The sequence below is a fragment of the Lederbergia sp. B243.17 genome (assembly GCF_057657925.1).
Genome location: NZ_JBWBKF010000025.1, coordinates 86,871 through 111,527 on the forward strand (window position 1 = coordinate 86,871; position 24,657 = coordinate 111,527).

Below are 24,657 nucleotides of genomic sequence, written 5' to 3' on the forward strand. Positions count from 1 at the left end.
TACACATAACGATGACAGGGACAGTAGATTTTCAATCGTCTTCTTATAGCGATTCCGGGGTGGTGGAAGCCGGAAGGACGGGAAAGTTGAAGCATCACCCTCGAGTTCCGGAATGGAAAGCCCTAAGGCAAGTAAACGACGGCGGCCAGCCCACGATACGGGAATGAGCGGACAAGTGATTGTCTATTTGGGTGGTACCGCGGGAATATAACCTTCTCGTCCCTATTGGGATGAGGAGGTTTTTTTATTTTCCTGCCGGAACAGAAGGACAAAACGGATAGTATCCGGCAAAAAGCCGGATAGGATAGGAGGAAGAAAAATGGATTACAAAGAAACACTGAGAATGCCGAAAACAGATTTTCCGATGCGCGGAAACCTGCCGAAAAAAGAGCCGGAAATCCAGGCACGCTGGGCTGAAATGAACATTTATGAGAAAGTGCAGGAACGGACGAAGGATCGACCGCTCTTCATCCTCCATGATGGACCGCCTTACGCGAACGGCGATCTTCATATGGGCCACGCTCTTAATAAAACATTGAAGGATTTCATCGTCCGCTATAAGTCGATGTCCGGTTACTGTGCTCCATATGTACCGGGTTGGGATACTCACGGCCTTCCAATCGAACAGGCGCTGACAAACAAAGGTGTCAAGCGTAAAGAGATGACCGTTGCAGAATTCCGTGAGCTATGTACAACGTATGCCCTCGAGCAGATCGACAATCAGCGCCGTGAGTTCAAACGGCTCGGCGTCAGGGGAGATTGGGAAAATCCATATATCACGCTAAAACCGGAATATGAAGCCCAACAGATCAAGGTGTTTGGCGAGATGGCACAAAAAGGCTATATCTATAAGGGGAAGAAACCGGTGTATTGGTCCCCATCTTCAGAGTCCGCGCTCGCAGAAGCGGAAATCGAGTATCAGGATAAGCGTTCGCCATCCATTTATGTTGCGTTCGCTATCCAGGATGGCAAAGGTGTTCTTGACGAAGGGGCAAACATCATCATCTGGACGACGACACCTTGGACGATTCCGGCCAACCTTGGTATCGCAGTTCATCCTGACCTTCAGTATGTCGAAGTGAAAGTCGGCGACAATCTGTATGTTGTTGCTGAAGCTCTTCTCGATGAAGTGGCGGAAGTGATTGGTTGGGAAGACGTTGAAAAAGTGAAGACAGTAAAAGGTTCGGAAATGGAGAAGATGACAGCAAAACATCCTTTCTATGACCGAAGCTCTCTCGTCGTTCTCGGTGAGCATGTTACGACCGACTCTGGTACAGGGTGCGTCCATACGGCTCCGGGCCATGGGGAAGATGACTTCTATGTCGGACAAAAATACGGGCTTGACGTTCTCTGCCCTGTTGATGATAAAGGAAGAATGACGGAGGAAGCACCTGGATTTGAAGGGCTATTCTATGATGAAGCAAACAAACCGATCACAGAGAAGCTTGAGGAAGTAGGCGCCCTGCTCAAATTGAACTTTATTACCCACTCTTATCCGCATGACTGGCGGACGAAAAAACCGGTTATTTTCCGTGCGACCGCCCAGTGGTTCGCATCCATCAAGGACTTCCGCGAGGAACTGCTTGAGGCGATCAAGGAAGTCAAATGGGTACCGCACTGGGGCGAGACGAGGCTGTTCAATATGGTCCGTGACCGTGGCGACTGGTGTATATCCCGCCAACGTGTATGGGGCGTTCCGATTCCTGTTTTCTATGCTGAAAACGGTGAAGAAATCATTACGAAAGAGACCATTGCCCATGTAGCTGATCTTTTCCGTGAACATGGATCAAATATTTGGTTTGAACGGGATGCGAAAGATTTATTGCCGGAAGGATTCACCCATCCGGGCAGCCCGAACGGGAACTTCGAAAAAGAGACGGACATCATGGATGTTTGGTTCGATTCTGGTTCCTCCCATCAGGCAGTGCTTGTGGAGCGGCCGGAACTGCGCCGTCCTGCCGATCTGTATTTGGAAGGCTCCGACCAGTACCGCGGCTGGTTCAACTCTTCACTTACAACGGCCGTAGCCGTAACAGGCGAGGCTCCTTATAAAGGCGTGCTGAGCCACGGTTTCGCCCTTGACGGAGAAGGCAGAAAGATGAGTAAGTCATTGGGCAATACCATTTTGCCATCGAAAGTGACGAATCAGCTCGGCGCTGAGATTCTCCGCCTTTGGGTCGCCTCGGTTGATTATCAGGCGGATGTGAGGGTATCCGATCCAATTTTGAAGCAGGTCAGCGAAGTGTACAGAAAAATCCGCAATACGTTCCGTTTCCTTCTCGGCAACTTGTTTGACTTCAACGCAGAGAAAGATGCGATTGCATTTGCGAACCTGCGCGAGGTCGACCAGTTCCTGCTCGTACGGCTGAATAATCTTGTTAAAGAAGTGGAAGATTCCTACGAAAACTACGAGTTCTCAACGATCTACCATGCGGTCAACAATTTCTGCACGCTTGATCTGAGTTCATTCTATATGGATTTTGCCAAGGATGTCCTGTACATCGAAAGCGAAAACAACTTTGAGCGCAGAGCGATGCAGACAGTCATGTACGAAACCGTAACTGTGCTTGCGAAACTGCTGTCGCCGATTCTTCCGCATACAGCAGATGAAGTTTGGTCCTTTATCCCGGGAGCTGAGGAATTGAGCGTCCAATTGACGGATATGCCGGAACATAAAGAAATTCCTGATGCTGAAGCAATCGAAGCGAAGTGGAATGTTTTCTTGGATGTAAGAGACGATGTGCTGAAGGCTCTTGAGGAAGCGCGTAACGCCAAGCTGATCGGCAAATCGCTGACTGCAAAAGTTTCGCTTTATGTCGATGACGAAACGAAATCCTTGCTTGAAAGCATCACGGAAAGCATGAAGCAGCTGTTCATTGTTTCCGGTTTTGAAATCTCCGGATCCTATGATCAAGCTCCGGAAAATGCGGTGAAACTTCCGCATGCTGCGATCGTAGTCAGCAAAGCAGAAGGGGAAACATGTGAAAGATGCTGGGTCGTATCGCCGGAGGTTGGCGAAGATCCGGATCATCCAACGCTTTGCCCTCGCTGTGCAGCAGTTGTAAAAGAAATCAACGGATAAGCGGCAGCTTGTCCATTCGGCCCAGCCAAGCGTCCTGTTCGCAGTTTGTTCACTGCCGGGCGCCAGATGGCTGGGCCTTCTTCTATTGTGCTATTTTATTTTTTCCAGATGTGGTAAAATGCACGGAGGATAATTTAATCGATTCGGAGGTTTGTCCATTGGGCTATTATGTACTTGCTCTGTTCGTCGTCGCACTTGATCAGTTCACCAAATGGCTGATCGTCAAAAACATGCAAATCGGCGACAGTATTGCTGTCATACCGAATTTCTTCCATATTACCTCTCACAGGAATCAAGGGGCTGCATGGGGAATGCTCCAGGGCCAGATGTGGCTCTTTTATATTATTACTGTGATCGTTGTGGCAGGAATCATTTATTATATGGAAAAACATGCAAAAGGGAAACCGATGTTCCAGGCAAGCCTCGCCTTCATTTTAGGCGGAGCGATCGGCAATTTTATCGATCGTCTGTTCCGTAAGGAAGTAGTCGACTTCATCGATACGTATATCTTTTCCTACGATTTCCCGATTTTTAATATTGCCGACTCGGCCCTGACTGTTGGGGTCATCATGCTGCTGATTGTCATGTTTATTGAAGAAAGGAAAGAGAAGAGGAAAACGATATGAACAAAATAGAGCACATTGTCACAGAAAACGAATCCGGCCAAAGGCTCGACAAACTGCTTGCAGGCGTTTCGGCAGACTGGTCAAGGTCACAGATCCAGATCTGGATCCGCGACGGTCTCGTAACGGTGAACGGAAAGGCTGAAAAGGCCAATTATAAATGTTCCGCTGAGGATCAGATCAAGGTGGAAATCCCTGAACCGGAAACGCTTGATGTAGAACCTGAAGAAATGGATCTCGATATTTATTACGAGGACGGAGATGTGCTTGTCGTAAACAAGCCGAAAGGGATGGTAGTTCATCCTGCACCCGGCCATTCGGGCGGAACGCTTGTCAACGGGTTGATGGCCCATTGTAAAGACCTATCCGGTATTAACGGGGTCATGCGGCCGGGAATCGTACACCGCATTGATAAAGACACGTCTGGACTGCTGATGGTTGCGAAAAATGATATGGCCCATGAGAAGCTGGTCAATCAGCTTGTCGACAAATCGGTTACCCGAAAGTATTTTGCGCTAGTCCATGGCAATATTCAGCATGACCACGGAACGATCGACGCACCGATCGCCAGAGATAAGAACGAGCGGCAAAGTATGGCGGTCGTCGAAGGTGGGAAACATGCGGTTACGCATTTCAATGTTCTGGAGCGGCTCGGGGAGTATACATTTGTCGAATGTGTATTGGAAACCGGACGGACACACCAGATTCGCGTCCATATGAAATATATCGGCTATCCGCTTGTCGGCGATCCAAAATATGGACCAAAAAAGACGCTCAACACAGATGGACAAATGCTGCATGCCGGCGTTCTCGGCTTCATCCACCCGCGAAGCGGGGAATACATTGAGTTTTCCGCTCCTCTGCCGGCACCTTACGAGACATTGCTGAACAAATTGAGGGATAATGATTGACAGCCGGCATGTTCAGTATTATAGTTGTTGATAGTTGAATAAGGACCTTTAACAAAGTCCAGTGAGGCTTGGAAGGATACGGGATTTTGCATGCGGCTCCGTGCTGCATTGCGCCAGTCTGCAAGTAAGTATGCCCTCTCGCCTCGGCGGGAGGGCTTTTGAATTATCAGAATGGGGTGGTTATGGCATGATGCAACAGGCGGTTGTTCTGGATGAGAAAGCCATTCAGCGGGCGCTGACAAGGGTGGCCCATGAAATTATTGAGCGAAATAAAGGGGTTGAAGGCTGTGCACTTGTCGGTATTAAGACAAGGGGCATTTTCCTGGCAAACCGGATCGCCAGCAGGATTGAAGCGATCGAGGGAGAGTCGATTCCGGTCGGTGAACTGGATATTACACTCTACCGTGACGATTTGACCTTCAAGAACCAGGAGGCAGAGCCGGAAGTGAAAGGTTCTGACATTCCCTTCGATATATCAGATAAAAAAATTATTGTCGTCGATGATGTATTGTATACAGGCAGAACCGTCAGAGCTGCGATGGATGCGCTGATGGACATGGGACGCCCATCCCAGATCCAGCTTGCCGTACTTGTGGATAGGGGACATCGCGAGCTGCCGATCAGGGCGGATTTCATCGGCAAGAACCTGCCGACCTCCAGCCAGGAGCGCGTAGTCGTTGAACTAGCCGAAAAAGACGAGATGGATCAAGTAAGCATTTATAAAAACGAATAAACAAACTTCCTTTTAAATCAGTACGAGAGACTGGCAAAGGAGTTCGCTGTGCAGCGGCATGTTTTTTTGCATGCCTCTTCAATGGACCCTCTTTGCCAAGATGCAAAGAGGGTTTTTTATTATCATGAGATCTGCCTGGAAGGGCTGATTGTGAATGGGGGACCAAAGAAATGCAGGTGAGCGGAGTGGCGATGAAGCATCTTTTGACGATGTCGGATATGGAAACCGAAGACATTATGCAAATTCTCCGGTATGCAGCAGATTTTGAAAAGGGGGAGATTTGGCAGCCTGAAAGGAAGGTCTTCGCAGTTAATCTTTTTTTTGAGCCAAGTACGAGAACAAGAACAAGCTTTGAAATGGCGGAAAGGAAGATTGGTCTTGAAGTACTTCCATTCGAGCCGGGGGCTTCGAGTCTGCTGAAGGGGGAAACGCTCTACGACACAGTTAAAACGCTGGAATCGATCGGTGTAGATCTTGCCGTCATCCGCCATGAACAGGAGGCGTACTACCGGGAGCTTACAGGAAAGGTGAACATGCAGCTCGTAAACGGAGGGGACGGCTGCGGACAGCACCCGACACAATCCCTTCTCGATATCTACACCATTTATAAGGAGTTTGGCACTTTCAAAGATTTGGAGATTGCCATTATCGGCGACCTGCGACACAGCCGGGTAGCGCGTTCCAATTACGAGGCGCTGGCAGGTCTGGGTGCGAATGTCTCGCTCTCCGGTCCTCCTGAGTGGTTTCTTGAAGGCGCGGAATTCGCAGGCCGGTATCGGGAGATTGACGAGGCAGTTGCAACGGCTGATGTTGTCATGCTGCTGAGAATCCAGCACGAGCGCCATGGGGAAAATCCAGCAGATGTAAAAAGGGAATATCACGAGCGGTATGGGCTGACAATCCAGCGTGAAAAAATGATGCAGCCGCATGCGATTATCATGCATCCCGCACCTGTCAACAGAGGTGTTGAAATTGCTGACGAACTGGTCGAATGCAGCCGATCAAGGATCTTTAACCAAGTGCAAAATGGATTGTTTACTAGAATGGCAGTACTGAGAAAACTATTGGAATCGTAAGGGGGAGCTGAAACGATGAATTGGCTGATCAGAAACGCTTATTTGGCAGAAAATGACCAGGAAAAAGTAGATGTACGGATTGAGAATGGGAAGATAACCGAAATCGGAAAAGAGCTGGAGCATAGGGACGGAAAGGAGTTTAACGCGGAGGGCCTCCTCTTATCTCCAGGATTCATTGACTTGCATATCCATTTGAGGGAACCCGGCGGTGAAAGAAAGGAAACAATTGAAACGGGAACGAAGGCAGCGGCTCGCGGAGGCTTCACAATGGTGGCTGCAATGCCGAACACAGATCCTGTGCCAGACACTGCGGAAAAAATGGAATGGCTCGTCAGTGCGGCAAAAAGCAGAGGGGCGGTCGATGTACTTCCGTACGCGGCAATTACAATCGGGCAGAAAGGTGAAGAGCTCGTTGACTTTCAAGCGTTGAAGAATGCCGGCGCGTTTGCATTCACCGATGACGGTGTCGGCGTGCAGTCCGCCGGAATGATGTTCGAAGCGATGAAGGAAGCAGCAAAGCTTGGCATGGCGATTGTCGCTCACTGTGAGGATAACACACTTATATATGGGGGAGCGGTCCATGATGGCGAGTTTGCCAAAAGAGAGAATTTGCCGGGCATCCCGTCCATTTGCGAGTCCGTACATATTGCCCGCGATATCCTGCTTGCAGAAGCAGCCGGATGCCATTACCATGTCTGTCATATCAGTACGAAGGAATCGGTCAGGGCGGTCAGAGATGCGAAGCGGGCAGGGATCCATGTGACTGCCGAGGTTTCTCCTCACCACCTGCTCCTTTGCGAGAAAGATATCCCCGGCAAGGATCCGAACTTCAAGATGAACCCGCCGCTTAGGAGCGAGGACGACCGTGCCGCGCTGATCGAAGGGCTGCTCGATGGAACCATTGATTTCATTGCTACGGATCATGCACCACATACAGCTGAAGAAAAAGGGAAAGGGATGGAGCTGGCGCCCTTTGGCATCGTCGGCCTGGAAACAGCGTTCCCGCTTCTCTATACATACTTTGTAAAGGAAGGGAAATGTACACTGAACGAGCTGATCAACTGGTTGACAAGTAAGCCAGCCGGAACATTCGGCCTCAAGTCAGGAAGTCTGGAAATCGGAGGGAAGGCGGACCTCACTCTGATTGATCTGGAAATGAAAAAGGCTATTCATCCTGAAGAGTTCGCATCCAAAGGCAGGAATACGCCTTTTGCCGGATGGGAATGCCAGGGCTGGCCGCAAGCGACATTCAAAGACGGAGAACTTGTATGGTCTGAAAGGGAGGACATTTGATGAACAGGAAATTGATACTGGAAGATGGAACCATTTTACTGGGGAAAGCATTTGGTGATGAAAAAGAAGTGTTTGGTGAAGTGGTTTTTTCGGGAGGCGCTACAGGATACCAGGAAGCGATTTCCGACCCGTCCAATTACGGTCAAATCCTCGCGTTTACATACCCGCTCATCGGCAACACGGGAATCAACAGGGACGACTTTGAAAGCATCCAGCCGGTCATCAAAGGAGTCGTTGCAAAGGAAGTATGCGAACATCCGTCAAATTGGCGGAGCAGCATGACGCTGAGCGAATTTTTGAAAATGAAGAGAATACCGGGCATCAGCGGCATTGATACGAGAATGCTTACAAGGCTGATCAGGGAAAAAGGCAGCATGAAGGGAGCCATCTGCCATGAAGGCGAAAGCGAAGAACAAGTGCTTGCCCGCCTGAGGGCTACGAGTTTTCCGAGAGACGAGGTAAAACAGGTAACAGCGACCAAAGCGTATCCAAGCCCCGGCAGAGGGAAGAACGTCATCGTCGTCGATTTCGGGGTAAAGCATGCGGTGCTGAGAGAACTGACGAATTGCGGCTGTGATGTCGTTGTCGTCCCTTACAACACACCTGCTTCAGAGATTCTCGCGCTGAAGCCGGACGGAGTGGTTTTATCGAATGGGCCGGGCAATCCGGAGAGTGTTGCCGGTGTGTGCGAAATGATAGAGGCTGTGCAAAAAGAGGTCCCATTGTTCGGCATCGGTCTCGGACACCAGCTATTTGCGATGGCGAACGGTGCGAATGTGGAGAAAATGCATGCGGGACACCGGGGACTGAGCTACCCGGTCAGAGACCTGAAAAGCGGTAAAGTGCTTTTCACCGCTCAGAATCATGGCTATGAGGTAGAAGCGGAATCGATCGATCCGGCGCTTCTGAAAATCACTCATATAGATTTGAACAGCGAATCGGTCGAAGGTCTGCAGCACGTGGAATACCCTGCTTTTTCCGTTCAATTCGAGCCGGAAGCATCAGCAGGTTCTGAAGATGCAAAGGTGCTATTTGATCAATTTATCGAGCAGATGGAACAATCCGGAAAGGTGGAGAAGCAAAATGCCTAAAAGAAATGATATTGAGAGCATCCTCGTTATCGGATCAGGACCGATCATCATCGGACAAGCGGCAGAGTTCGATTACGCCGGAACACAGGCATGTATGGCCTTGAAAGAAGAAGGCTACAGGGTAATCCTGATCAATTCCAATCCCGCAACAATCATGACGGATACAGAAATTGCCGATGCCGTTTATATCGAGCCGCTGACACTGGAATTCGTTTCGAGAATCATCCGCAAGGAACGTCCGGATGCACTTCTTCCGACACTCGGCGGGCAGACTGGCCTTAACATGGCGATGGAACTGGCGAAGGAAGGAATACTGGAAGAATGCGGCGTGGAAGTGCTCGGAACTCGGCTTTCCGCGATTGAGCAGGCAGAAGACCGAGATGCGTTCCGGGAATTGATGAGAGAACTGGATGAGCCTGTGCCAGACAGTGAGATTGTTCATTCGCTTGAAGAAGCGGAGGCTTTCGCCGATGAGGTCGGCTATCCGGTCATCGTCCGTCCGGCCTATACGCTTGGCGGCACGGGCGGCGGCATTTGTGAAAACGGCACTGAGCTTACCGAAATTGTCGGAAGCGGCTTGAAAAACAGCCCGGTCCATCAGTGCCTAATTGAAAAAAGCATTGCCGGCTATAAGGAGATTGAATTCGAGGTCATGCGTGATGCAAACGACAATGCGATCGTCGTCTGCAATATGGAAAACGTTGATCCTGTAGGCATACATACCGGCGATTCCATCGTTGTCGCTCCTTGCCAGACCCTCACAGACCGAGAAGTGCAGAAGCTGCGCAACGTTTCGCTTAAATTGATCCGGGCATTGGGCATCGAGGGAGGGTGCAACGTCCAATTGGCCCTCGATCCGGACAGCTTCCAATACTATATTATTGAGGTGAACCCGCGGGTAAGCCGGTCATCCGCCCTTGCTTCAAAAGCGACAGGGTTCCCGATCGCCAAACTTGCTGCAAAAATTGCCGCAGGCTACACGCTAGACGAAATTATCAATCCTGTAACGAAAAAAACATATGCCTGCTTCGAGCCGGCAATCGATTATGTCGTAACGAAAATTCCGCGCTGGCCGTTCGATAAGTTCGAATCCGCCAACCGCATCCTCGGCACACAAATGAAAGCAACTGGAGAAGTGATGGCAGTCGGCAGAACGTTCGAGGAATCACTGCTTAAAGCGGTCCGCTCCTTGGAAAACAACGCCTACCACCTTGGTACGCTTGGACAATCGGATCTGGGCAGAGACGATTTCCAAAAAGCGATCGAAAAAGCGACAGATGAGCGATTGTTTTATATCGGAGACGCCTTGAGAAGCGGAATTTCCTTGGATGATATCCATACATGGAGCAAAATTGATTACTTCTTTCTTCACAAACTGGCGAACATCATCCAAATCGAGCAAGAGCTAGCGAAGGAACCGTTTGAAACCGACGCAGCTTCTAAAGCGAAAGCAGCAGGCTTCTCAGACAAGACAATCGGCATCTTGTGGAATTGCGGCGAAATGGACGTCTATGACTGGCGCAAGGAGCAGGGATTGATGCCAGTTTATAAGAAGATCGATACATGCTCAGGAGAATTCGATTCGGATACGCCGTATTTCTATGGGACGTACGAGTGGGAAAATGAATCCGAGCGCTCTGAACGAAAAAGTGTCGTTGTACTCGGATCCGGCCCGATCCGGATCGGCCAAGGAATCGAATTCGACTATGCGACGGTTCACAGTGTCTGGGCGATACAGGAAGCGGGATATGAGGCGATCATCATTAATAGCAACCCGGAAACCGTTTCTACCGACTTCAGTATTTCCGACAAGCTGTATTTCGAGCCGCTGACAATAGAAGACGTCATGCATGTTATCGATCTTGAGCAGCCCGAAGGAGTTGTTGTCCAGTTCGGCGGCCAGACTGCAATCAATCTTGCGGCGGATCTTGAAGAAAGAGGAGTCAAGCTTCTTGGCACGACATTGGAAAGCTTGGATAGGGCGGAAAATCGCGATAAATTCGAGCATGCCCTCTCCGAGCTGAAAATACCTCAGCCGAAAGGAAAGACGGCTTTCTCTGTTGAAGAGGCTGTCAAGATTGCTGATGAAATCGGCTATCCGGTTCTTGTCCGACCTTCTTACGTCCTTGGTGGCCGGGCGATGGAAATTGTTTATGAAGAAAAGGAACTTCTCCATTATATGAGAGATGCTGTGAAAATCAATCCGGAACATCCGGTACTTGTCGACCGCTACCTAGTCGGCAAAGAGATCGAAGTCGATGCAATTTGCGACGGAACGGACGTCCTCATTCCGGGGATCATGGAGCATATTGAACGGGCGGGCGTCCACTCAGGCGATTCGATTGCCGTTTATCCAACACAGAACATCAGTCCGGAAATGAAGGAGAAGATCGTCGATTATACAGTCAAACTGGCAAAGGGATTGGAAATCATCGGTTTGCTCAACATCCAATATGTCATTTCCAATAATGAATTGTTCGTCATTGAAGTCAATCCGCGCTCAAGCCGTACGGTCCCATTCCTGAGCAAAATAACCGGCATCCCTATGGCGAACCTCGCGACAAAGGTGATTCTCGGCCAAACTCTTTCTTCACTTGGCTATACGGGCGGGCTCGCTCCGGAACAGCCAGGCGTATACGTGAAGGTGCCGGTATTTTCCTTCGCGAAGCTGCGCAGGGTCGATATCACGCTCGGACCAGAAATGAAATCGACCGGAGAAGTAATGGGCAAGGACAATACACTGGAAAAAGCACTGTATAAAGGACTTGTCGCTGCCGGAATGAATATCAAGACGTACGGAACGGTATTAATCACTGTCGCAGATAAAGACAAAGAAGAGGCTGCCTCCCTGGCGAAGAGATTCCAGGCGATCGGCTATCGAATTATCGCCACGAGCGGTACTGCTGGCGTGCTGACGGAGCAAGGCATTAATGCAGTCGTTGTTGGAAAAATCGGTTCCGAAGGCGAAACACTGCTTGACGTCATTAAACAAGGGAAAGCTCAGATCGTCATCAATACATTGACAAAAGGCAAGCAGCCAGCCCGGGACGGCTTTAGGATCAGAAGAGAGTCTGTTGAAAATGGAATCCCTTGCCTGACATCTCTCGATACGGCAAAAGCGATCCTTGATGTCCTTGAATCAATGGTTTTCACAGCCGAGGCGATGGGGAAGGCAACGAGGAATGAAAAGGCGGTTTGTCTATGATCATGCAAGAAACAATGACGGTTTTGTCCCAGCGGACACTGGCAAGCAATATCTATGAAATGACAGTTGAAGGAGAGCTAGTGCAAAAAATCAAGTCGCCGGGACAATTCGTCCATATCCGTCCTACAGGAGGATCCGATCCGCTTCTCCGCAGGCCGATCAGCATTTCCTCATACAATAAAGAGAAGAAGACGATGACCCTGATTTACCGTGCAGAAGGAAAAGGGACAACCCTTCTGTCGGAAAAAGGACAGGGAGAGAACCTGGATGTAATCGGTCCGCTCGGGAACGGTTTTAACGAGAAAGAGCCTGCGACAGGGAGCACAGCCCTCCTTGTCGGCGGAGGCGTAGGCGTCCCCCCGCTCTACGAGCTGGCCAAGCAGCTGGAAAAACGCGGCGTACGCACCGTCCATGTTCTCGGCTTCCAATCAGAATCGAATGTGTTTTACGAAGAAGAATTTAAAGCAATAGGCCGTACGCTGATTGCAACTGTAGACGGAACACACGGGATAAAAGGATTTGTCACCGATGTAATCAAGGGAGCGGGCATTCATCCGGACTATCTTTATGCCTGCGGACCGACACCGATGCTGAAGGCGATTCAGGCCAGATATTCCAATATCCCTGCGTATCTTTCGCTTGAGCAGCGGATGGGCTGCGGGATCGGGGCTTGCTTCGCCTGTGTATGCCGCACGCAAAACGATCCTTCAGGGACCGAATACGTAAAGGTGTGCACGGACGGCCCTGTATTCCCGATTGGAAAGGTGGTATTAGGATGAGTCGACTTTCAGTGGAGCTACCAGGGCTTTCCTTGAAAAATCCGGTCATGCCGGCATCTGGCTGCTTCGGATTTGGCAAAGAGTACGGACAGTTGTATGATTTAAACGAGCTTGGTGCGATCATGATCAAGGCCGCTACCGGGGAACCGAGGTTTGGCAATTCAACTCCCCGAGTAGCGGAGACGTCAGCAGGCATGCTGAACGCAATCGGGCTGCAAAACCCGGGTGCAGAACTCGTGCGCAGCCGTGAATTGCCTTGGCTTGAACAGTTTGACACGCCGATTATCGCTAATGTCGCCGGATCGGTGATGGAGGAATACGAAAAAGTAGCTGAAATCATTTCCGCTGCTCCAAATGTGCACGCGCTTGAACTGAATATCTCCTGTCCGAACGTCAAAGAGGGAGGCATCGCTTTTGGAACTGTCCCTGAAGTTGCCGAGGAATTGACGAGGAGAGTCAAAGCGGTCTCTTCCGTGCCTGTATACGTTAAGCTCTCCCCGAATGTGAGTGATATCGTCGGCATGGCGCAAGCGGTTGAGAGAGGCGGGGCGGCCGGACTGACGATGATCAATACGCTCATCGGCATGCAGCTCGACTTCCGGACCGGCAGACCGATCCTCGCCAACGGAACGGGCGGCCTATCAGGGCCGGCCATCAAGCCGGTCGCCATCAGGATGATCTATGAAGTGAGCCGGAAGGTTGACCTTCCGATTATCGGCATGGGCGGTATCCAGTCTGCGGAGGATGTTATCGAATTTTTATCTGCAGGGGCGAGCGCTGTTGCTATCGGAACGATGAATTTCACTGATCCATACATATGCCCAAAAATCATTACTGAGCTGCCGGCCAAATTGGACGAGATCGGCGTCGGAAACATTACCGAGCTGATAGGAAGGAGCTGGAAAGAGGATGCTGCAAAAGCCAATCATCGCGCTTGATTTTCCTGGAGAGGAAGAGGCGCTTCGTTTTTTGAAAAAATTAGAGGGTGAGCAGCTTTCGGTAAAGGTAGGGATGGAGCTTTACTACCGGGAAGGGCGTTCGCTGCTGGAAAAGCTATTGGACAGCGGCCATGATATCTTTTTGGATTTGAAACTGCACGATATACCGAATACCGTCTACAGTGCCATGAAAGTGTTGGCCGAACTGGGCACCGGCATGGTGAATGTCCATGCTGCCGGGGGATTGAAAATGATGCAAGCGGCGCTTGAAGGGCTCGAGGAAGGAACGAAAAGCGGTGCTTCAAGGCCAAAACTTATCGCTGTCACCCAGTTAACGAGTACGACGGAAGTACAAATGCAGAAAGAACAGCTTGTTACAGCAAGTCTTCATGATTCTGTCCTCCACTATGCTGCCTTGGCAAATGAGGCTGGACTTGACGGGGTCGTCTGTTCTGCGCTTGAAGCAGGAGCAATCCGAGATGCGACAAGCCCGTCCTTTCTGCGTGTGACGCCGGGAATCCGCCTGGCAGGAGATGATGCGCATGACCAAAAGCGTATTGTTACACCGGCCAAGGCAAAAGAGCTTGGGTCCACCCACCTTGTAGTTGGGCGTTCGATTACCGGAGCCGCCAATCCGAAGGAAGCATATGAACGAGTTGTACAGGAATGGAGGACACAACAATGAAAAATGATGCAGGAAAGACAGCAGGACAATTGCTGGAAATCGGCGCGGTCGCACTGAGGCCGTCGGATCCTTTTACATGGGCTTCAGGAATTCAGTCACCGATTTATTGCGATAACCGCCTCACGATGAGCTACCCTGAAATCAGGGAAGCGATCGCAGAGGGATTGAGCAGCATGATAGAAGAGCTGTATCCAGAAACGAATTTGATCGTCGGAACTGCGACTGCAGGAATCCCGCATGCTGCGTGGGTGAGCGGAAGGATGAAGCTGCCGATGGCCTATGTCCGTTCCTCCGCGAAAAAGCATGGAAAAGGAAATCAGATTGAAGGGAAAGTCTCAGCGGGCGATAAAGCGGTCGTCATAGAAGACTTGATCTCAACAGGAGGCAGCGCCATCTCCGCTGCAAAAGCACTTCAGGAGGCAGGCGTTGAAGTCGCAGCCGTTCTATCCATCTTTACCTATGAACTGGAATCCGGTAAAAGGAATTTTGAGGAAGCAGGACTTCGCAGTCACTCATTGACCGGATATTCCGCTCTTATCAAGGAAGCATATGAAAAAGGGCAGATCACCGATAAAGACCAGGCTGCACTGGAAAGCTGGCGGGTCGACCCAGAAAATTGGAAACAGGGCTAAATAAAAAAAGGGGACTGCCAGGCAAGCCGATATTGGCGTGCAGGCAGTCCCGTTTTTTTGGTTTACATGGTTGGTTTTTTCCGCAATTTCAATACTTGGTCTTCTTCAGGTGTCACATATACAGTCTGCTGCTGATCATAGATGACGAAACCTGGTTTAGAGCCGTTCGGTTTTTTCACGTGGCGGACTTTCGTATAGTCGACAGGAACGGATGCCGAGTCTTTTGCCTTGCTGAAATAAGCGGCAAGATTGGCGGCGGACCGGATCGTTTCATCTGCCGGCTCCTTGCTGCGGATGACGACATGCGAACCGGGGATATCCTTCGTATGCAGCCAAATTTCATCCCGGCCGGCAAGTTTCATCGTAAGGTAGTCGTTCTGCTTATTGTTTTTTCCGACGAGTATTTCTGTCCCGTCTGGTGACCAATACGATTCAAGCTTCGGCTTTGATGGCTGGTTCTTGCGGTTGCCACGGTTTTGCTTTAACTTGATATATCCTTCTTCCGCAAGTTCCTGACGGATTTCTTCAATATCCGCTGTCGAAGCAGAATGGAGTTGCTGAATCAGACTGTCGAGATACTTAATTTCTTCTTCAGCAAGAGCGATTTGTTCTTTCACCCGGATGACAGCATTCTTCGATTTTTGGTACTTCGAAAAATAGCTTTGTGCATTTTCTGCCGGCGTTTTCCTAACGTCAAGCGGAATGGTGACCATTCCCCCAGCCTCATCGTAATAGTTGACGACAGTCGCTTCTTCCATCCCTTTTTTCAACGTGTGCATATTTGCCGTAAGGAGCTCTCCCTGTAGCTGGAACCTGTCGGCATTTTCTGCCTCCGCAAGTGTATCTTTCAGTTTTTCGATTTTCGTTTCGTTTTTCTCCATCTCATTTTTAAGCCAGCGTTCCAGGTCATTTGCTTGCTGCTTCACTCGATCCCGCACCGCTTTTTCATAGTAGAAGCGGTCCAGCAGGTCACTCAGCGAATGATAATGTTTGCTGTCTCCCTTAAGATGCTCTAGCGGAAAGAGGTAAAAATATTCTTTGCCGTCTTTTTCGATCATGACCGGGTCGTACGCATGGTCCTTTATTTTTGCCATAAAAGACAGGAAGGCTCCGGGCAAAGTCGTACGGTTTGCGAGACCCGCCTGGAAGACAATTTCTTTTGCGGCAAGCGGAGACAATCCCGAGAAGCGGGACACGAGCTGTTTATCCAGCTTTCCGCTGTTGAAATCAAGTGCGCGGAGAATGTCTTCTTCCTCGGCTTCAAGCGGATCCAGTTTATCTTGTGGCGGAGGAGAGACGAAGGCAGCCCCCGGCAAAATCGTCCTGTAACTGTTCAACGCATGGGGAACATGCTTAATGCTGTCTATGATCGTGTTGGTATTCCTATCGATCAGAATGAGATTGCTGTGCCTGCCCATAATTTCAATGATCAGTTCCTTGATGGAAATATCCCCAAGTTCATTGCGGCCTTTCACTTCAAAGCGGACAACCCGATCCAGACCGTTCTGCTCAATTTTTTGAATGATGCCGCCTTCGAGATGTTTGCGGAGCAGCATGCAAAACATCGGCGGTTCTGCAGGATTGTCAAAATTCTCATTTGTAAACTGCATCCTCGCGAAGCTAGGATGAGAGGACAAAAGCAGCTTCCTGTTCTTCCCGCCTGAGCGGATCACCATTACAATTTCATATTTATCAGGCTGGTGGATCTTATTGATTCTTCCGCCCGTGAGCGCCTGTGCCAATTCTTCTGTCATTGCTCTTGTAAATAAACCGTCAAATGCCATTTAAAACATCCTTTATACCCGTAGTATTCATTTCATCGCTCTCTATGAAATTATAACATGATTTGTCCGGGCGCTGAATAAGCATACATCAAGAGGACAACTTCTGTTTATAGTGGAAAGCGAGTGATGGGAAGATGCTTTTTCATGAGCTAAGGAAAAATGAAGTGGAACAAGCCTTGAATACGAACATTGAAACGGGCTTATCCGAAAAGGAGGTTGAGCTTAGAAGGAGGACGGCCGGATGGAATGAGCTGACAGAAGGGGAAAAACAATCGGCAATCATGCTGTTTTTCAGCCAGTTTAAAGATTTTATGGTGCTCGTCCTTTTAGGGGCCACGTTGGTATCCGGTCTGCTTGGGGAGTATATTGATGCGATTGCCATTATGGCGATCGTCCTCCTGAATGGCTTTCTCGGTTTTTTCCAGGAGAGGAAGGCGGAAAAGTCACTTCAAGCATTGAAAAATCTGTCTGCCCCGCAAGTCACCGTCTTAAGAGAAGGAAAATGGCGGAAGATAGACTCGAGGGAAGCTGTCCCGGGAGATGTTCTGAAAGTGGCTACTGGTGACCGGATCGGAGCCGATATCCGCTTTATTTCGGTCAGCCACCTGGAGATAGAGGAATCCGCACTGACAGGCGAGTCGATTCCTGCAGAAAAAACCGACGGGGCTCTTGTAGAAAAGCATCCGAATCTTGGTGATCTGCATAATATGGGGTTCATGGGCACGATGGTAACAAGGGGGAACGGAATTGGTATCGTTACAGCTACAGGGATGAAGACAGCCATGGGCCAGATTGCCGGAATGATGCAGGAGGCAGGCGGCATGATGACCCCGTTGCAACGAAGGCTCGAGCAGTTAGGAAAGATTTTGATCACAGTCGCCCTGCTGCTCACTTTGCTCGTCGTAGTTGTGGGAATTTACCATGGACATGATATGTATACAATGTTTCTGGCTGGTGTATCTCTTGCTGTAGCTGCCATTCCAGAAGGATTGCCTGCTATTGTAACTGTCGCACTCTCACTCGGGGTCCAACGGATGATCAAGAAAAATGCAATCGTCCGCAAGCTGCCGGCCGTCGAGACGCTGGGCTGCGCATCGGTAATTTGTTCCGATAAAACCGGTACGATGACACAGAACAAAATGACCGTCACCTCTATTTGGAGTGGCGGAAAACAATGGTCTGTCACGGGTCTTGGTTATGAAAATGTGGGGGATTTTCTCTCGGACAAGGGCAAAGTGGAGGCTGCGCAGGAAAAGGCTTTGCAGCAGCTGCTGACATTCGGCGTCCTTTGTAACCATTCTGACGTTCATTTTCATAAAAAGGAACCGGCAATCGAAGGCGATCCGACAGAAGCAGCTCTTTTGATTGCTGCCTTAAAGGCAGGGATCACCAGGGACAAGCTTCAGCACCAGTTTACGATCGAAGAGGAATTTCCTTTTGATTCGACGAGGAAAATGATGAGTGTCGTCGTTAAAGATTCGGGCGGGAAACGATATGCTGTTACGAAGGGCGCTCCTGATGTACTCATAACAAAATGCCGCTCGATCCTTTGGGATGACAGGCAGGCTACTCTTACTAGTGCCTATGAAGCTGACGTGAATGAAGCAGTAAACAATATGGCGAAGGGCGCACTGCGTACGATTGCAATCGCCTTTAAACCGATGGCTGATGGTGAAAAGAGCCAATACAAGGAAAGCGAGATTGAGAAGGATCTGATTTTCATCGGGCTGCAAGGGATGATTGATCCGCCGCGTCCGGAAGTGCGTGCTGCCGTCAAAGAATGTAAAACAGCGGGGATCCGTACCGTTATGATAACGGGTGACCATGCGGCGACCGCCAAAGCGATTGCCCAGCAATTGGGGATCATGTCTCCGTCCGATCCGATCATTGATGGAAAGCAATTGAATGAAATGACAGTCGAGGAGCTTGAAGAGGTTGTCGAAAAGGTTCCCGTTTTTGCCCGGGTTTCTCCAGAGCACAAATTGAAAATCGTCCGAGCCTTCCAAAACCGCGGCCACATTGTAGCAATGACGGGAGATGGTGTCAATGATGCTCCGGCGATCAAAACGGCCGATATTGGTGTGGCGATGGGCATCACCGGTACCGATGTTGCCAAGGAAGCTTCCTCCCTGATCCTGCTCGATGATCATTTTGCGACGATTAAAGCAGCGATTTATGAAGGAAGGAATATTTATGAAAACATCCGGAAATTCATTCGATACTTGCTCGCTTCCAATGTAGGAGAGATTCTGGTCATGCTGTTTGCCATGCTGATGTCGCTGCCATTGCCGCTCGTCCCGATCCAAATCCTATGGGTCAACCTTGTCACGGACGGACTTCCGGCGATGGCGCTCGGGATGGACCAGCCTGAAGAAAATGTGATGAAAAGAAAGCCGCGACATCCAAAAGAAGGGGTATTTGCCAGAGGGCTTGGCTGGAAAGTAATTTCGAGAGGGTTTTTAATCGGCATAGCCACTCTGCTCGCTTTTCTTATCGTCTATAAGCGGAATCCGGCAGATCTTCCATATGCTCAGACCATAGCCTTTGCAACGTTGATCCTTGCTCAGCTGATCCATGTGTTTGATTGCCGCAGCGAAGTTTCCATCTTTTCGCGAAACCCCTTTGAGAACAAATACCTCGTCTGGGCGGTGATCTCTTCTGCCGTACTCATGTTCATCGTCATCTATGTTCCTGCTTTCCAGCCGATTTTCCACACTGTCGCTATTCAGCCGCTTGATTGGCTTCTAGTTGCTGTGTTCGGTGCGTTGCCGACTTTTTTACTGGCTGGAACGTTTTTGGCAAGAAAACGTCAATAAACTATGATATAATGTGAGAGGTAATAGAGCGAAACTCTATTACCTTTTCATGTTCAGGAATGAAGCAGGAAGAGGGGATATGCCGAATGGAAAAATGCCCCCTGCTTGCGGGCAGGTCCTGCTGAATAAAAATATTACATATGTATCATAATTGTTGACAATAGCCGATAGCTGACGGGAGGGGCATTATGCCGATCAAACTCTTAAATATAGGATTCGGAAATATCGTTTCCGCCAATCGCATCATTTCTATCGTCAGCCCGGAATCCGCGCCGATCAAGCGGATCATCCAGGATGCAAGAGAAAATGCTACACTGATTGATGCAACATATGGAAGAAGGACGAGGGCTGTGATCATCATGGACAGTGAACATGTGATTTTGTCGGCAGTACAGCCGGAAACGGTAGCACAGAGAATTAACGGCAAAGACAGCCATGATGAAGGGTAGGAGCGAGAGGAAATGAAAGAAAAGGGACTATTGATTGTATTATCCGGACCATCCGGTGTCGGGAAAGGAACGGTGCGCAAGGCAGTATTTTCGAGGCCTGACGCAAAATTCGAGTACTCGATTTCCATGACGACCAGGAAGCCACGGGAAGGGGAGCGCGACGGAATTGATTATTTTTTCAAATCGAAAGAAGAATTCCAAAGGCTGATCCAGCAAGATAAGCTTCTCGAGTATGCTGAGTATGTCGGGAATTATTATGGCACACCGGTCGATTATGTCCAGGAGACGCTCAATTCCGGCAAGGATGTTTTTTTGGAGATCGAAGTGCAGGGAGCAAGACAGGTACGGGAAAAGTTTCCGGAAGGGCTTTTCATCTTCCTGATGCCGCCGAGCCTGCAGGAGCTTGAGAGCCGGATTGTCGGAAGGGGAACTGAGACAGTCGATCTGATTAATAACCGGATGGAGGCTGCTCGCAAGGAAATCGAATTGATGAATCTGTACGATTACGTCGTCGTCAATGACGATGTCGAGCAGGCTGTTGACCGGATTAATGCTATCGTTGTCGCAGAGCACTGCCGGAGCGAAAGGGTAATTGAAAAATACATTAAAATGCTGGAGGCTAAATAATATGCTATATCCTTCTATTGACAAGTTACTGAATGTTATCGATTCAAAATACTCGCTTGTTACCGTTGCTGCGAGAAGAGCAAGACAGTTCCAAAAAGACCAGGATCCGATTTTGGATGAATACGTCTCGCATAAATATGTCGGCAAGGCACTGGAGGAAATCTACAAAGGCGAATTGTTCCTGAAGGATCAAGAGCCTCAAGATGAATAGGAAAGCAAAAGACAACCTGGAACGGGTTGTTTTTTCTTTTATCTCCCCCTTCATTGATTCATAATATAGGCAGAAGAATAAAGCAGATTATCGATGGATAGGAGAAGATCGTATGTCCGGGAAAAATATATTACTGTGTGTAACAGGCGGAATCGCCGTTTATAAAGCTGCTGCGCTTACAAGCAAGCTTGTCCAGGCCGGATTCCAGGTCAAAGTGATGATGAGTGATTCGGCAGCAAAATTTGTCGCGCCTCTTACTTTTCAGGCATTATCCAGACATGATGTCTATACCGATACATTTGATGAAAAGGATTCGGCAGTCATTGCCCATATCGATCTTGCGGATTGGGCCGACTTGGTAATTGTCGCTCCTGCAACAGCCAATATCATTGGCAAGCTCGCCAACGGAATTGCTGATTCGATGATTCCGACGACAATATTGGCAACAGTTGCCCCGGTCTGGATTGCACCGGCAATGAATGTGAACATGTACAACCATCCTGCTGTGAAAAAGAACATTCAGACCCTTGCTTCTTTCGGCTATCGCTTTATCGAACCGGGTGAAGGCTATCTCGCATGCGGCTGGACCGGAAAAGGCAGGCTTGAAGAACCAGAAACGATAGCTGCAGCCGTAAGCAGTCATTTTTCAGAAAAGGGGCTTGAGGGCAAAACCGTCCTCATTACGGCAGGAGCAACAAAGGAAAGAATCGATCCTGTCCGCTACTTGACAAACCGCTCATCAGGTAAAATGGGCTTTGCGCTTGCTGAAGCAGCTGCCGATATGGGAGCACGCGTTATTCTCGTAACCGGATCCGCCCTCCCAGCAGCCCAAGGTGTCGAACTGGTGAAAATTGAAAGTGCGGATGACATGTATAGGGAAGTGCTGGACAGGTTCCAGGAAGCAGATATTGTCATCAAAGCTGCAGCCGTCGCCGATTACCGCCCGAAAGAGGTGTTCGAGAACAAGCTGAAAAAGAAAGAGGGCAACCTTGTCATCGAATTTGAGAGGACAAGGGATATCCTGATGGAACTCGGCGAGCGGAAGGACAAGCAGTACCTTGTCGGCTTTGCTGCTGAAACGGAAAAGGTTGCTGAATATGCAGCAGGCAAGCTGAAGAGGAAGAATGCGGACATGATTGTGGCTAATGATGTGACTAGGCAAGGGGCAGGATTTGCAAGTGATACGAATATCGTCACGATCTTTGATAAAGAAGGAACGGTCAAAGAACTGCCTCTTCTGAGCAAATATGAAACAGCAAAAGAGATTCTGCGGGAAATCCGCAATAAGCTGGGAGAGAGATGAAATGAAAATTGCTGCTGTCATTGTTGATGTGCCAGCATTGGGAGTAGACAGGGAATTTGATTACAAAGTACCCGAAAAGTGGCAAGGGATGATAGAGCCCGGCATGCGTGTCGCCGTTCCGTTCGGACCAAGATCAATCCAAGGGTTTGTAACAAAGGTGAAGGAGAAATCAGACGCCAAAAACCTGAAACCGATCATAGAGCCGCTTGATTTGCAGCCCGTGCTAAACGAGGAACTGCTGCAACTGGGAAATTGGCTGGCGGATGAAACGTTGTCCTTTAAAATCTCCGCTTTCCATGCGATGCTTCCGGCAGCGATGAAAGCGAAGTACGAAAAGGGCATCCGCCGGGTCGGCACTCCTGGAACGTCGCCTGTGCTTGAAGATATTCTTGCAGGCAGAGAGGAAATCTCTTGGAAAGAGGCCGAAGAGCTCCATCTGCTCCGGCAGCTGCATGCGGAAATCAAAGCGGGCAATGCCGAGGTGATCTATCATATTAAGAGCAAGGCAGGAAAGAAAACGAAGAAGGTCATTTTTCCAGCCCTCCCCGGCGACCAGCTTCAGCAGGCGTTTGATGAGCTCGGCAGCCGTGCGGCAAAGCAAAAGGACGTCCTTGCCTATATTCTTGCCAATCCGAAAGAACAGTACAGTGAAAAAGAACTGACAGAACAGACAGGGGTTGCAGCAGCAACAGTCTCAGCTCTCGTGAAAAAGGGACTGCTTAAGACAGGCCGGGAAGAAGTATACCGTGATCCATATGCCCATAAAACATTCAAGAGAACGGAGCCGCTTCCGCTTACGGAGGATCAAGAGCAGGCAATCCGGCCCATTCTCAATTCTCTAGAGAAACAAATCTATGAAACTTTTTTGCTGTATGGCGTGACAGGAAGCGGGAAAACAGAAATTTATCTTCAATCAATTCAGCAAGTATTAAAAGAGGGAAAGGAAGCGATTGTCCTCGTCCCCGAAATTGCCCTTACTCCGCAAATGGTTGACCGGTTCAAAAGCAGGTTCGGAGACGATGTGGCCGTTCTGCACAGCGGGCTTTCCATCGGGGAGAAATATGATGAGTGGAGGAAAATCCAACGCGGGGAAGCGAGCGTTGTGGTCGGTGCCCGTTCAGCCATTTTTGCACCGTTTGAAAATCTCGGCCTCATCATTATTGATGAAGAGCATGAAACGAGCTATAAACAGGAGGAGGCGCCGCGATACCATGCGAGGGACGTGGCGGTGAAACGAGCCCAGACCCACCATTGCCCGGTTATTCTCGGCAGTGCGACACCGTCGCTCGAGTCGTTCGCACGCGCGCAAAAAGGAGTCTATCATCTGTTGTCTCTGCCAAAAAGGATGAACAACAGTGCCCTGCCAGCTGTCAGCATTGTCGACATGCGGGAGGAAATGAGGAACGGCAACCGCTCGATGTTTTCTACTGAACTGTTCGAAAAGCTTCAGGATCGCCTGCAAAAGAAAGAACAGACGATCCTTTTTCTCAACAAGCGGGGGCACTCTTCCTTCATGATGTGCCGGGACTGTGGATATGTGATGCAATGTCCGCATTGTGACATATCGCTCACATACCATCGCTATACAAATGAAATGAAGTGCCACTACTGCGGGTTCCAAACAGGAGTGCCGGATTTATGTCCGGAATGCGACAGCACCCATATCCGCTACTTTGGCACGGGAACACAGAAGGTAGAAGAGGAACTGCTTAAATTGCTTCCTGAAGCATCGGTGATCCGGATGGATGTGGACACAACGAGAACAAAAGGCGCGCATGAAAAGCTGCTTGACCGGTTCCAGTCTGGACAGGCTGATATACTGCTCGGCACGCAGATGATCGCCAAGGGTCTCGATTTCGCGAATGTTACATTGGTCGGCGTTCTAAGCGCCGATACGATGCTGCACCTCCCGGATTTCCGGGCAGCAGAAAAAACATTCCAACTTCTCACCCAGGTGAGCGGCCGAGCCGGCAGGCATGAACTCGCAGGAGAAGTCGTCATCCAGACGTACACTCCCGAGCATTACAGCATTGAATTCGCCAGCATGCATGACTATGATCAATTTTACCGCCGTGAGATGATGATGAGGAAAATCGGTTCTTATCCGCCTTTCTACTATTTGGCATTGATTACAATTAGCCATGATGATTTGATGAAGACGGTCTCTGCCGCCGGCAAAATCTCAAAATATATGACCTCACAGTTGTCCGATCAGGCGATCCTGCTCGGCCCTGTCGCTTCGCCGATTCCCCGAATCAATGATAGATATCGTTATCAATGTCTGATAAAATACAAAAGTGAGCCAGGGATGAACACGGCCCTCAGGAAAATAATGGAACACTATCAGCAGCAGTATGCAAAAGAAGGGTTGACCATTTCAATAGATGTCAATCCTTATACTATGATGTAATCAACAGGA

At 49.5% G+C, this 24,657-nt stretch carries 19 protein-coding genes; 18 read left to right on the plus strand and 1 reads right to left on the minus strand.

The window, feature by feature from the left end; translation table 11 throughout:
- The first annotated feature begins 319 nt into the window (after nt 1–319).
- The 12 genes from ileS to pyrE all read left to right on the plus strand — a co-directional run bounded on the left by ileS (nt 320) and on the right by pyrE (nt 15,048).
- The gene (ileS, locus tag AC0TWI_RS03775; protein ID WP_488124999.1) at nt 320–3,082 is read left to right on the plus strand and encodes an isoleucine--tRNA ligase; all 2,763 of its coding nucleotides are present in this window, start codon (nt 320–322) and stop codon (nt 3,080–3,082) included.
- A 158-nt stretch (nt 3,083–3,240) separates the two neighbouring features.
- Nucleotides 3,241–3,708, plus strand: coding sequence for a signal peptidase II (lspA, locus tag AC0TWI_RS03780; RefSeq protein ID WP_488125000.1), 468 nt, complete (start codon nt 3,241–3,243; stop codon nt 3,706–3,708).
- Nucleotides 3,705–4,616, plus strand: a complete 912-nt coding sequence (locus AC0TWI_RS03785; protein WP_488125001.1) for an RluA family pseudouridine synthase — start codon at nt 3,705–3,707, stop codon at nt 4,614–4,616. The genes lspA and AC0TWI_RS03785 overlap by 4 nt, the downstream gene beginning before the upstream one ends.
- Before the next feature lie 190 nt (nt 4,617–4,806).
- Nucleotides 4,807–5,349, plus strand: coding sequence for a bifunctional pyr operon transcriptional regulator/uracil phosphoribosyltransferase PyrR (pyrR, locus tag AC0TWI_RS03790; RefSeq protein WP_488125042.1), 543 nt, complete (start codon nt 4,807–4,809; stop codon nt 5,347–5,349).
- Between the two features lie 191 nt (nt 5,350–5,540).
- Nucleotides 5,541–6,425, plus strand: coding sequence for an aspartate carbamoyltransferase catalytic subunit (locus tag AC0TWI_RS03795; RefSeq protein WP_488125043.1), 885 nt, complete (start codon nt 5,541–5,543; stop codon nt 6,423–6,425).
- A gap of 15 nt (nt 6,426–6,440) precedes the next feature.
- Nucleotides 6,441–7,718: a dihydroorotase gene (locus AC0TWI_RS03800; protein WP_488125002.1), complete on the plus strand. Its 1,278-nt coding sequence runs from the start codon at nt 6,441–6,443 to the stop codon at nt 7,716–7,718.
- Nucleotides 7,718–8,809: a carbamoyl phosphate synthase small subunit gene (locus AC0TWI_RS03805; RefSeq protein ID WP_488125003.1), complete on the plus strand. Its 1,092-nt coding sequence runs from the start codon at nt 7,718–7,720 to the stop codon at nt 8,807–8,809. The genes AC0TWI_RS03800 and AC0TWI_RS03805 overlap by 1 nt, the downstream gene beginning before the upstream one ends.
- Entirely contained in the window at nt 8,802–12,014 is a 3,213-nt protein-coding gene (carB, locus tag AC0TWI_RS03810; protein WP_488125004.1) for a carbamoyl-phosphate synthase large subunit, read from the plus strand. The genes AC0TWI_RS03805 and carB overlap by 8 nt, the downstream gene beginning before the upstream one ends.
- Entirely contained in the window at nt 12,011–12,793 is a 783-nt protein-coding gene (locus AC0TWI_RS03815) for a dihydroorotate dehydrogenase electron transfer subunit (protein ID WP_488125005.1), read from the plus strand. The genes carB and AC0TWI_RS03815 overlap by 4 nt, the downstream gene beginning before the upstream one ends.
- Nucleotides 12,790–13,731 (plus strand): dihydroorotate dehydrogenase, encoded by a 942-nt coding sequence (locus AC0TWI_RS03820; protein WP_488125006.1) that lies wholly within the window; start codon nt 12,790–12,792, stop codon nt 13,729–13,731. Before AC0TWI_RS03815 ends, AC0TWI_RS03820 begins: the two co-directional genes overlap by 4 nt.
- On the plus strand, nt 13,706–14,416 hold the full coding sequence (pyrF, locus tag AC0TWI_RS03825; RefSeq protein ID WP_488125044.1) for an orotidine-5'-phosphate decarboxylase: 711 nt from the start codon (nt 13,706–13,708) through the stop codon (nt 14,414–14,416). Before AC0TWI_RS03820 ends, pyrF begins: the two co-directional genes overlap by 26 nt.
- On the plus strand, nt 14,413–15,048 hold the full coding sequence (pyrE, locus tag AC0TWI_RS03830) for an orotate phosphoribosyltransferase (protein ID WP_488125007.1): 636 nt from the start codon (nt 14,413–14,415) through the stop codon (nt 15,046–15,048). The genes pyrF and pyrE overlap by 4 nt, the downstream gene beginning before the upstream one ends.
- A 62-nt stretch (nt 15,049–15,110) precedes the next feature.
- On the opposite strand, the gene AC0TWI_RS03835 is transcribed toward pyrE, so the two are convergent.
- On the minus strand, nt 15,111–16,832 hold the full coding sequence (locus AC0TWI_RS03835) for an Rqc2 family fibronectin-binding protein (protein ID WP_488125008.1): 1,722 nt from the start codon (nt 16,830–16,832) through the stop codon (nt 15,111–15,113).
- A gap of 134 nt (nt 16,833–16,966) precedes the next feature.
- Here AC0TWI_RS03835 and AC0TWI_RS03840 point away from each other — a divergent pair, with 134 nt between their 5' ends.
- From AC0TWI_RS03840 to priA, 6 genes are all read left to right on the plus strand, one after another.
- Complete coding sequence (locus tag AC0TWI_RS03840; RefSeq protein WP_488125009.1) at nt 16,967–19,648, plus strand: cation-translocating P-type ATPase; 2,682 nt, start codon at nt 16,967–16,969, stop codon at nt 19,646–19,648.
- Nucleotides 19,649–19,836: 188 nt separating this feature from the next.
- Nucleotides 19,837–20,097 (plus strand): extracellular matrix/biofilm regulator RemA, encoded by a 261-nt coding sequence (gene remA, locus AC0TWI_RS03845; RefSeq protein WP_488125010.1) that lies wholly within the window; start codon nt 19,837–19,839, stop codon nt 20,095–20,097.
- 12 nt (nt 20,098–20,109) lie between these two features.
- Complete coding sequence (gmk, locus tag AC0TWI_RS03850) at nt 20,110–20,724, plus strand: guanylate kinase (protein WP_488125011.1); 615 nt, start codon at nt 20,110–20,112, stop codon at nt 20,722–20,724.
- Between the two features lies 1 nt (nt 20,725).
- Nucleotides 20,726–20,935, plus strand: coding sequence for a DNA-directed RNA polymerase subunit omega (gene rpoZ / locus AC0TWI_RS03855; RefSeq protein WP_488125012.1), 210 nt, complete (start codon nt 20,726–20,728; stop codon nt 20,933–20,935).
- A gap of 112 nt (nt 20,936–21,047) precedes the next feature.
- Nucleotides 21,048–22,238, plus strand: coding sequence for a bifunctional phosphopantothenoylcysteine decarboxylase/phosphopantothenate--cysteine ligase CoaBC (gene coaBC, locus AC0TWI_RS03860; protein WP_488125013.1), 1,191 nt, complete (start codon nt 21,048–21,050; stop codon nt 22,236–22,238).
- A gap of 1 nt (nt 22,239) precedes the next feature.
- Nucleotides 22,240–24,648, plus strand: coding sequence for a primosomal protein N' (gene priA / locus AC0TWI_RS03865; protein WP_488125014.1), 2,409 nt, complete (start codon nt 22,240–22,242; stop codon nt 24,646–24,648).
- Nucleotides 24,649–24,657: the final 9 nt, after the last annotated feature.

Bases quoted from the DNA above. Each gene is read 5' to 3' on its own strand.
- ileS (WP_488124999.1), top strand. From the start codon at position 320: ATGGATTACAAAGAAACACTGAGAATGCCGAAAACAGATTTTCCGATG.
- AC0TWI_RS03785 (WP_488125001.1), top strand. From the start codon at position 3,705: ATGAACAAAATAGAGCACATTGTCACAGAAAACGAATCCGGCCAAAGG.
- pyrR (WP_488125042.1), top strand. From the start codon at position 4,807: ATGCAACAGGCGGTTGTTCTGGATGAGAAAGCCATTCAGCGGGCGCTG.
- AC0TWI_RS03795 (WP_488125043.1), top strand. From the start codon at position 5,541: ATGAAGCATCTTTTGACGATGTCGGATATGGAAACCGAAGACATTATG.
- AC0TWI_RS03800 (WP_488125002.1), top strand. From the start codon at position 6,441: ATGAATTGGCTGATCAGAAACGCTTATTTGGCAGAAAATGACCAGGAA.
- AC0TWI_RS03805 (WP_488125003.1), top strand. From the start codon at position 7,718: ATGAACAGGAAATTGATACTGGAAGATGGAACCATTTTACTGGGGAAA.
- carB (WP_488125004.1), top strand. From the start codon at position 8,802: ATGCCTAAAAGAAATGATATTGAGAGCATCCTCGTTATCGGATCAGGA.
- AC0TWI_RS03815 (WP_488125005.1), top strand. From the start codon at position 12,011: ATGATCATGCAAGAAACAATGACGGTTTTGTCCCAGCGGACACTGGCA.
- AC0TWI_RS03820 (WP_488125006.1), top strand. From the start codon at position 12,790: ATGAGTCGACTTTCAGTGGAGCTACCAGGGCTTTCCTTGAAAAATCCG.
- pyrE (WP_488125007.1), top strand. From the start codon at position 14,413: ATGAAAAATGATGCAGGAAAGACAGCAGGACAATTGCTGGAAATCGGC.
- AC0TWI_RS03835 (WP_488125008.1), bottom strand. From the start codon at position 16,832: ATGGCATTTGACGGTTTATTTACAAGAGCAATGACAGAAGAATTGGCA.
- AC0TWI_RS03840 (WP_488125009.1), top strand. From the start codon at position 16,967: ATGCTTTTTCATGAGCTAAGGAAAAATGAAGTGGAACAAGCCTTGAAT.
- remA (WP_488125010.1), top strand. From the start codon at position 19,837: ATGCCGATCAAACTCTTAAATATAGGATTCGGAAATATCGTTTCCGCC.
- gmk (WP_488125011.1), top strand. From the start codon at position 20,110: ATGAAAGAAAAGGGACTATTGATTGTATTATCCGGACCATCCGGTGTC.
- rpoZ (WP_488125012.1), top strand. From the start codon at position 20,726: ATGCTATATCCTTCTATTGACAAGTTACTGAATGTTATCGATTCAAAA.
- coaBC (WP_488125013.1), top strand. From the start codon at position 21,048: ATGTCCGGGAAAAATATATTACTGTGTGTAACAGGCGGAATCGCCGTT.
- priA (WP_488125014.1), top strand. From the start codon at position 22,240: ATGAAAATTGCTGCTGTCATTGTTGATGTGCCAGCATTGGGAGTAGAC.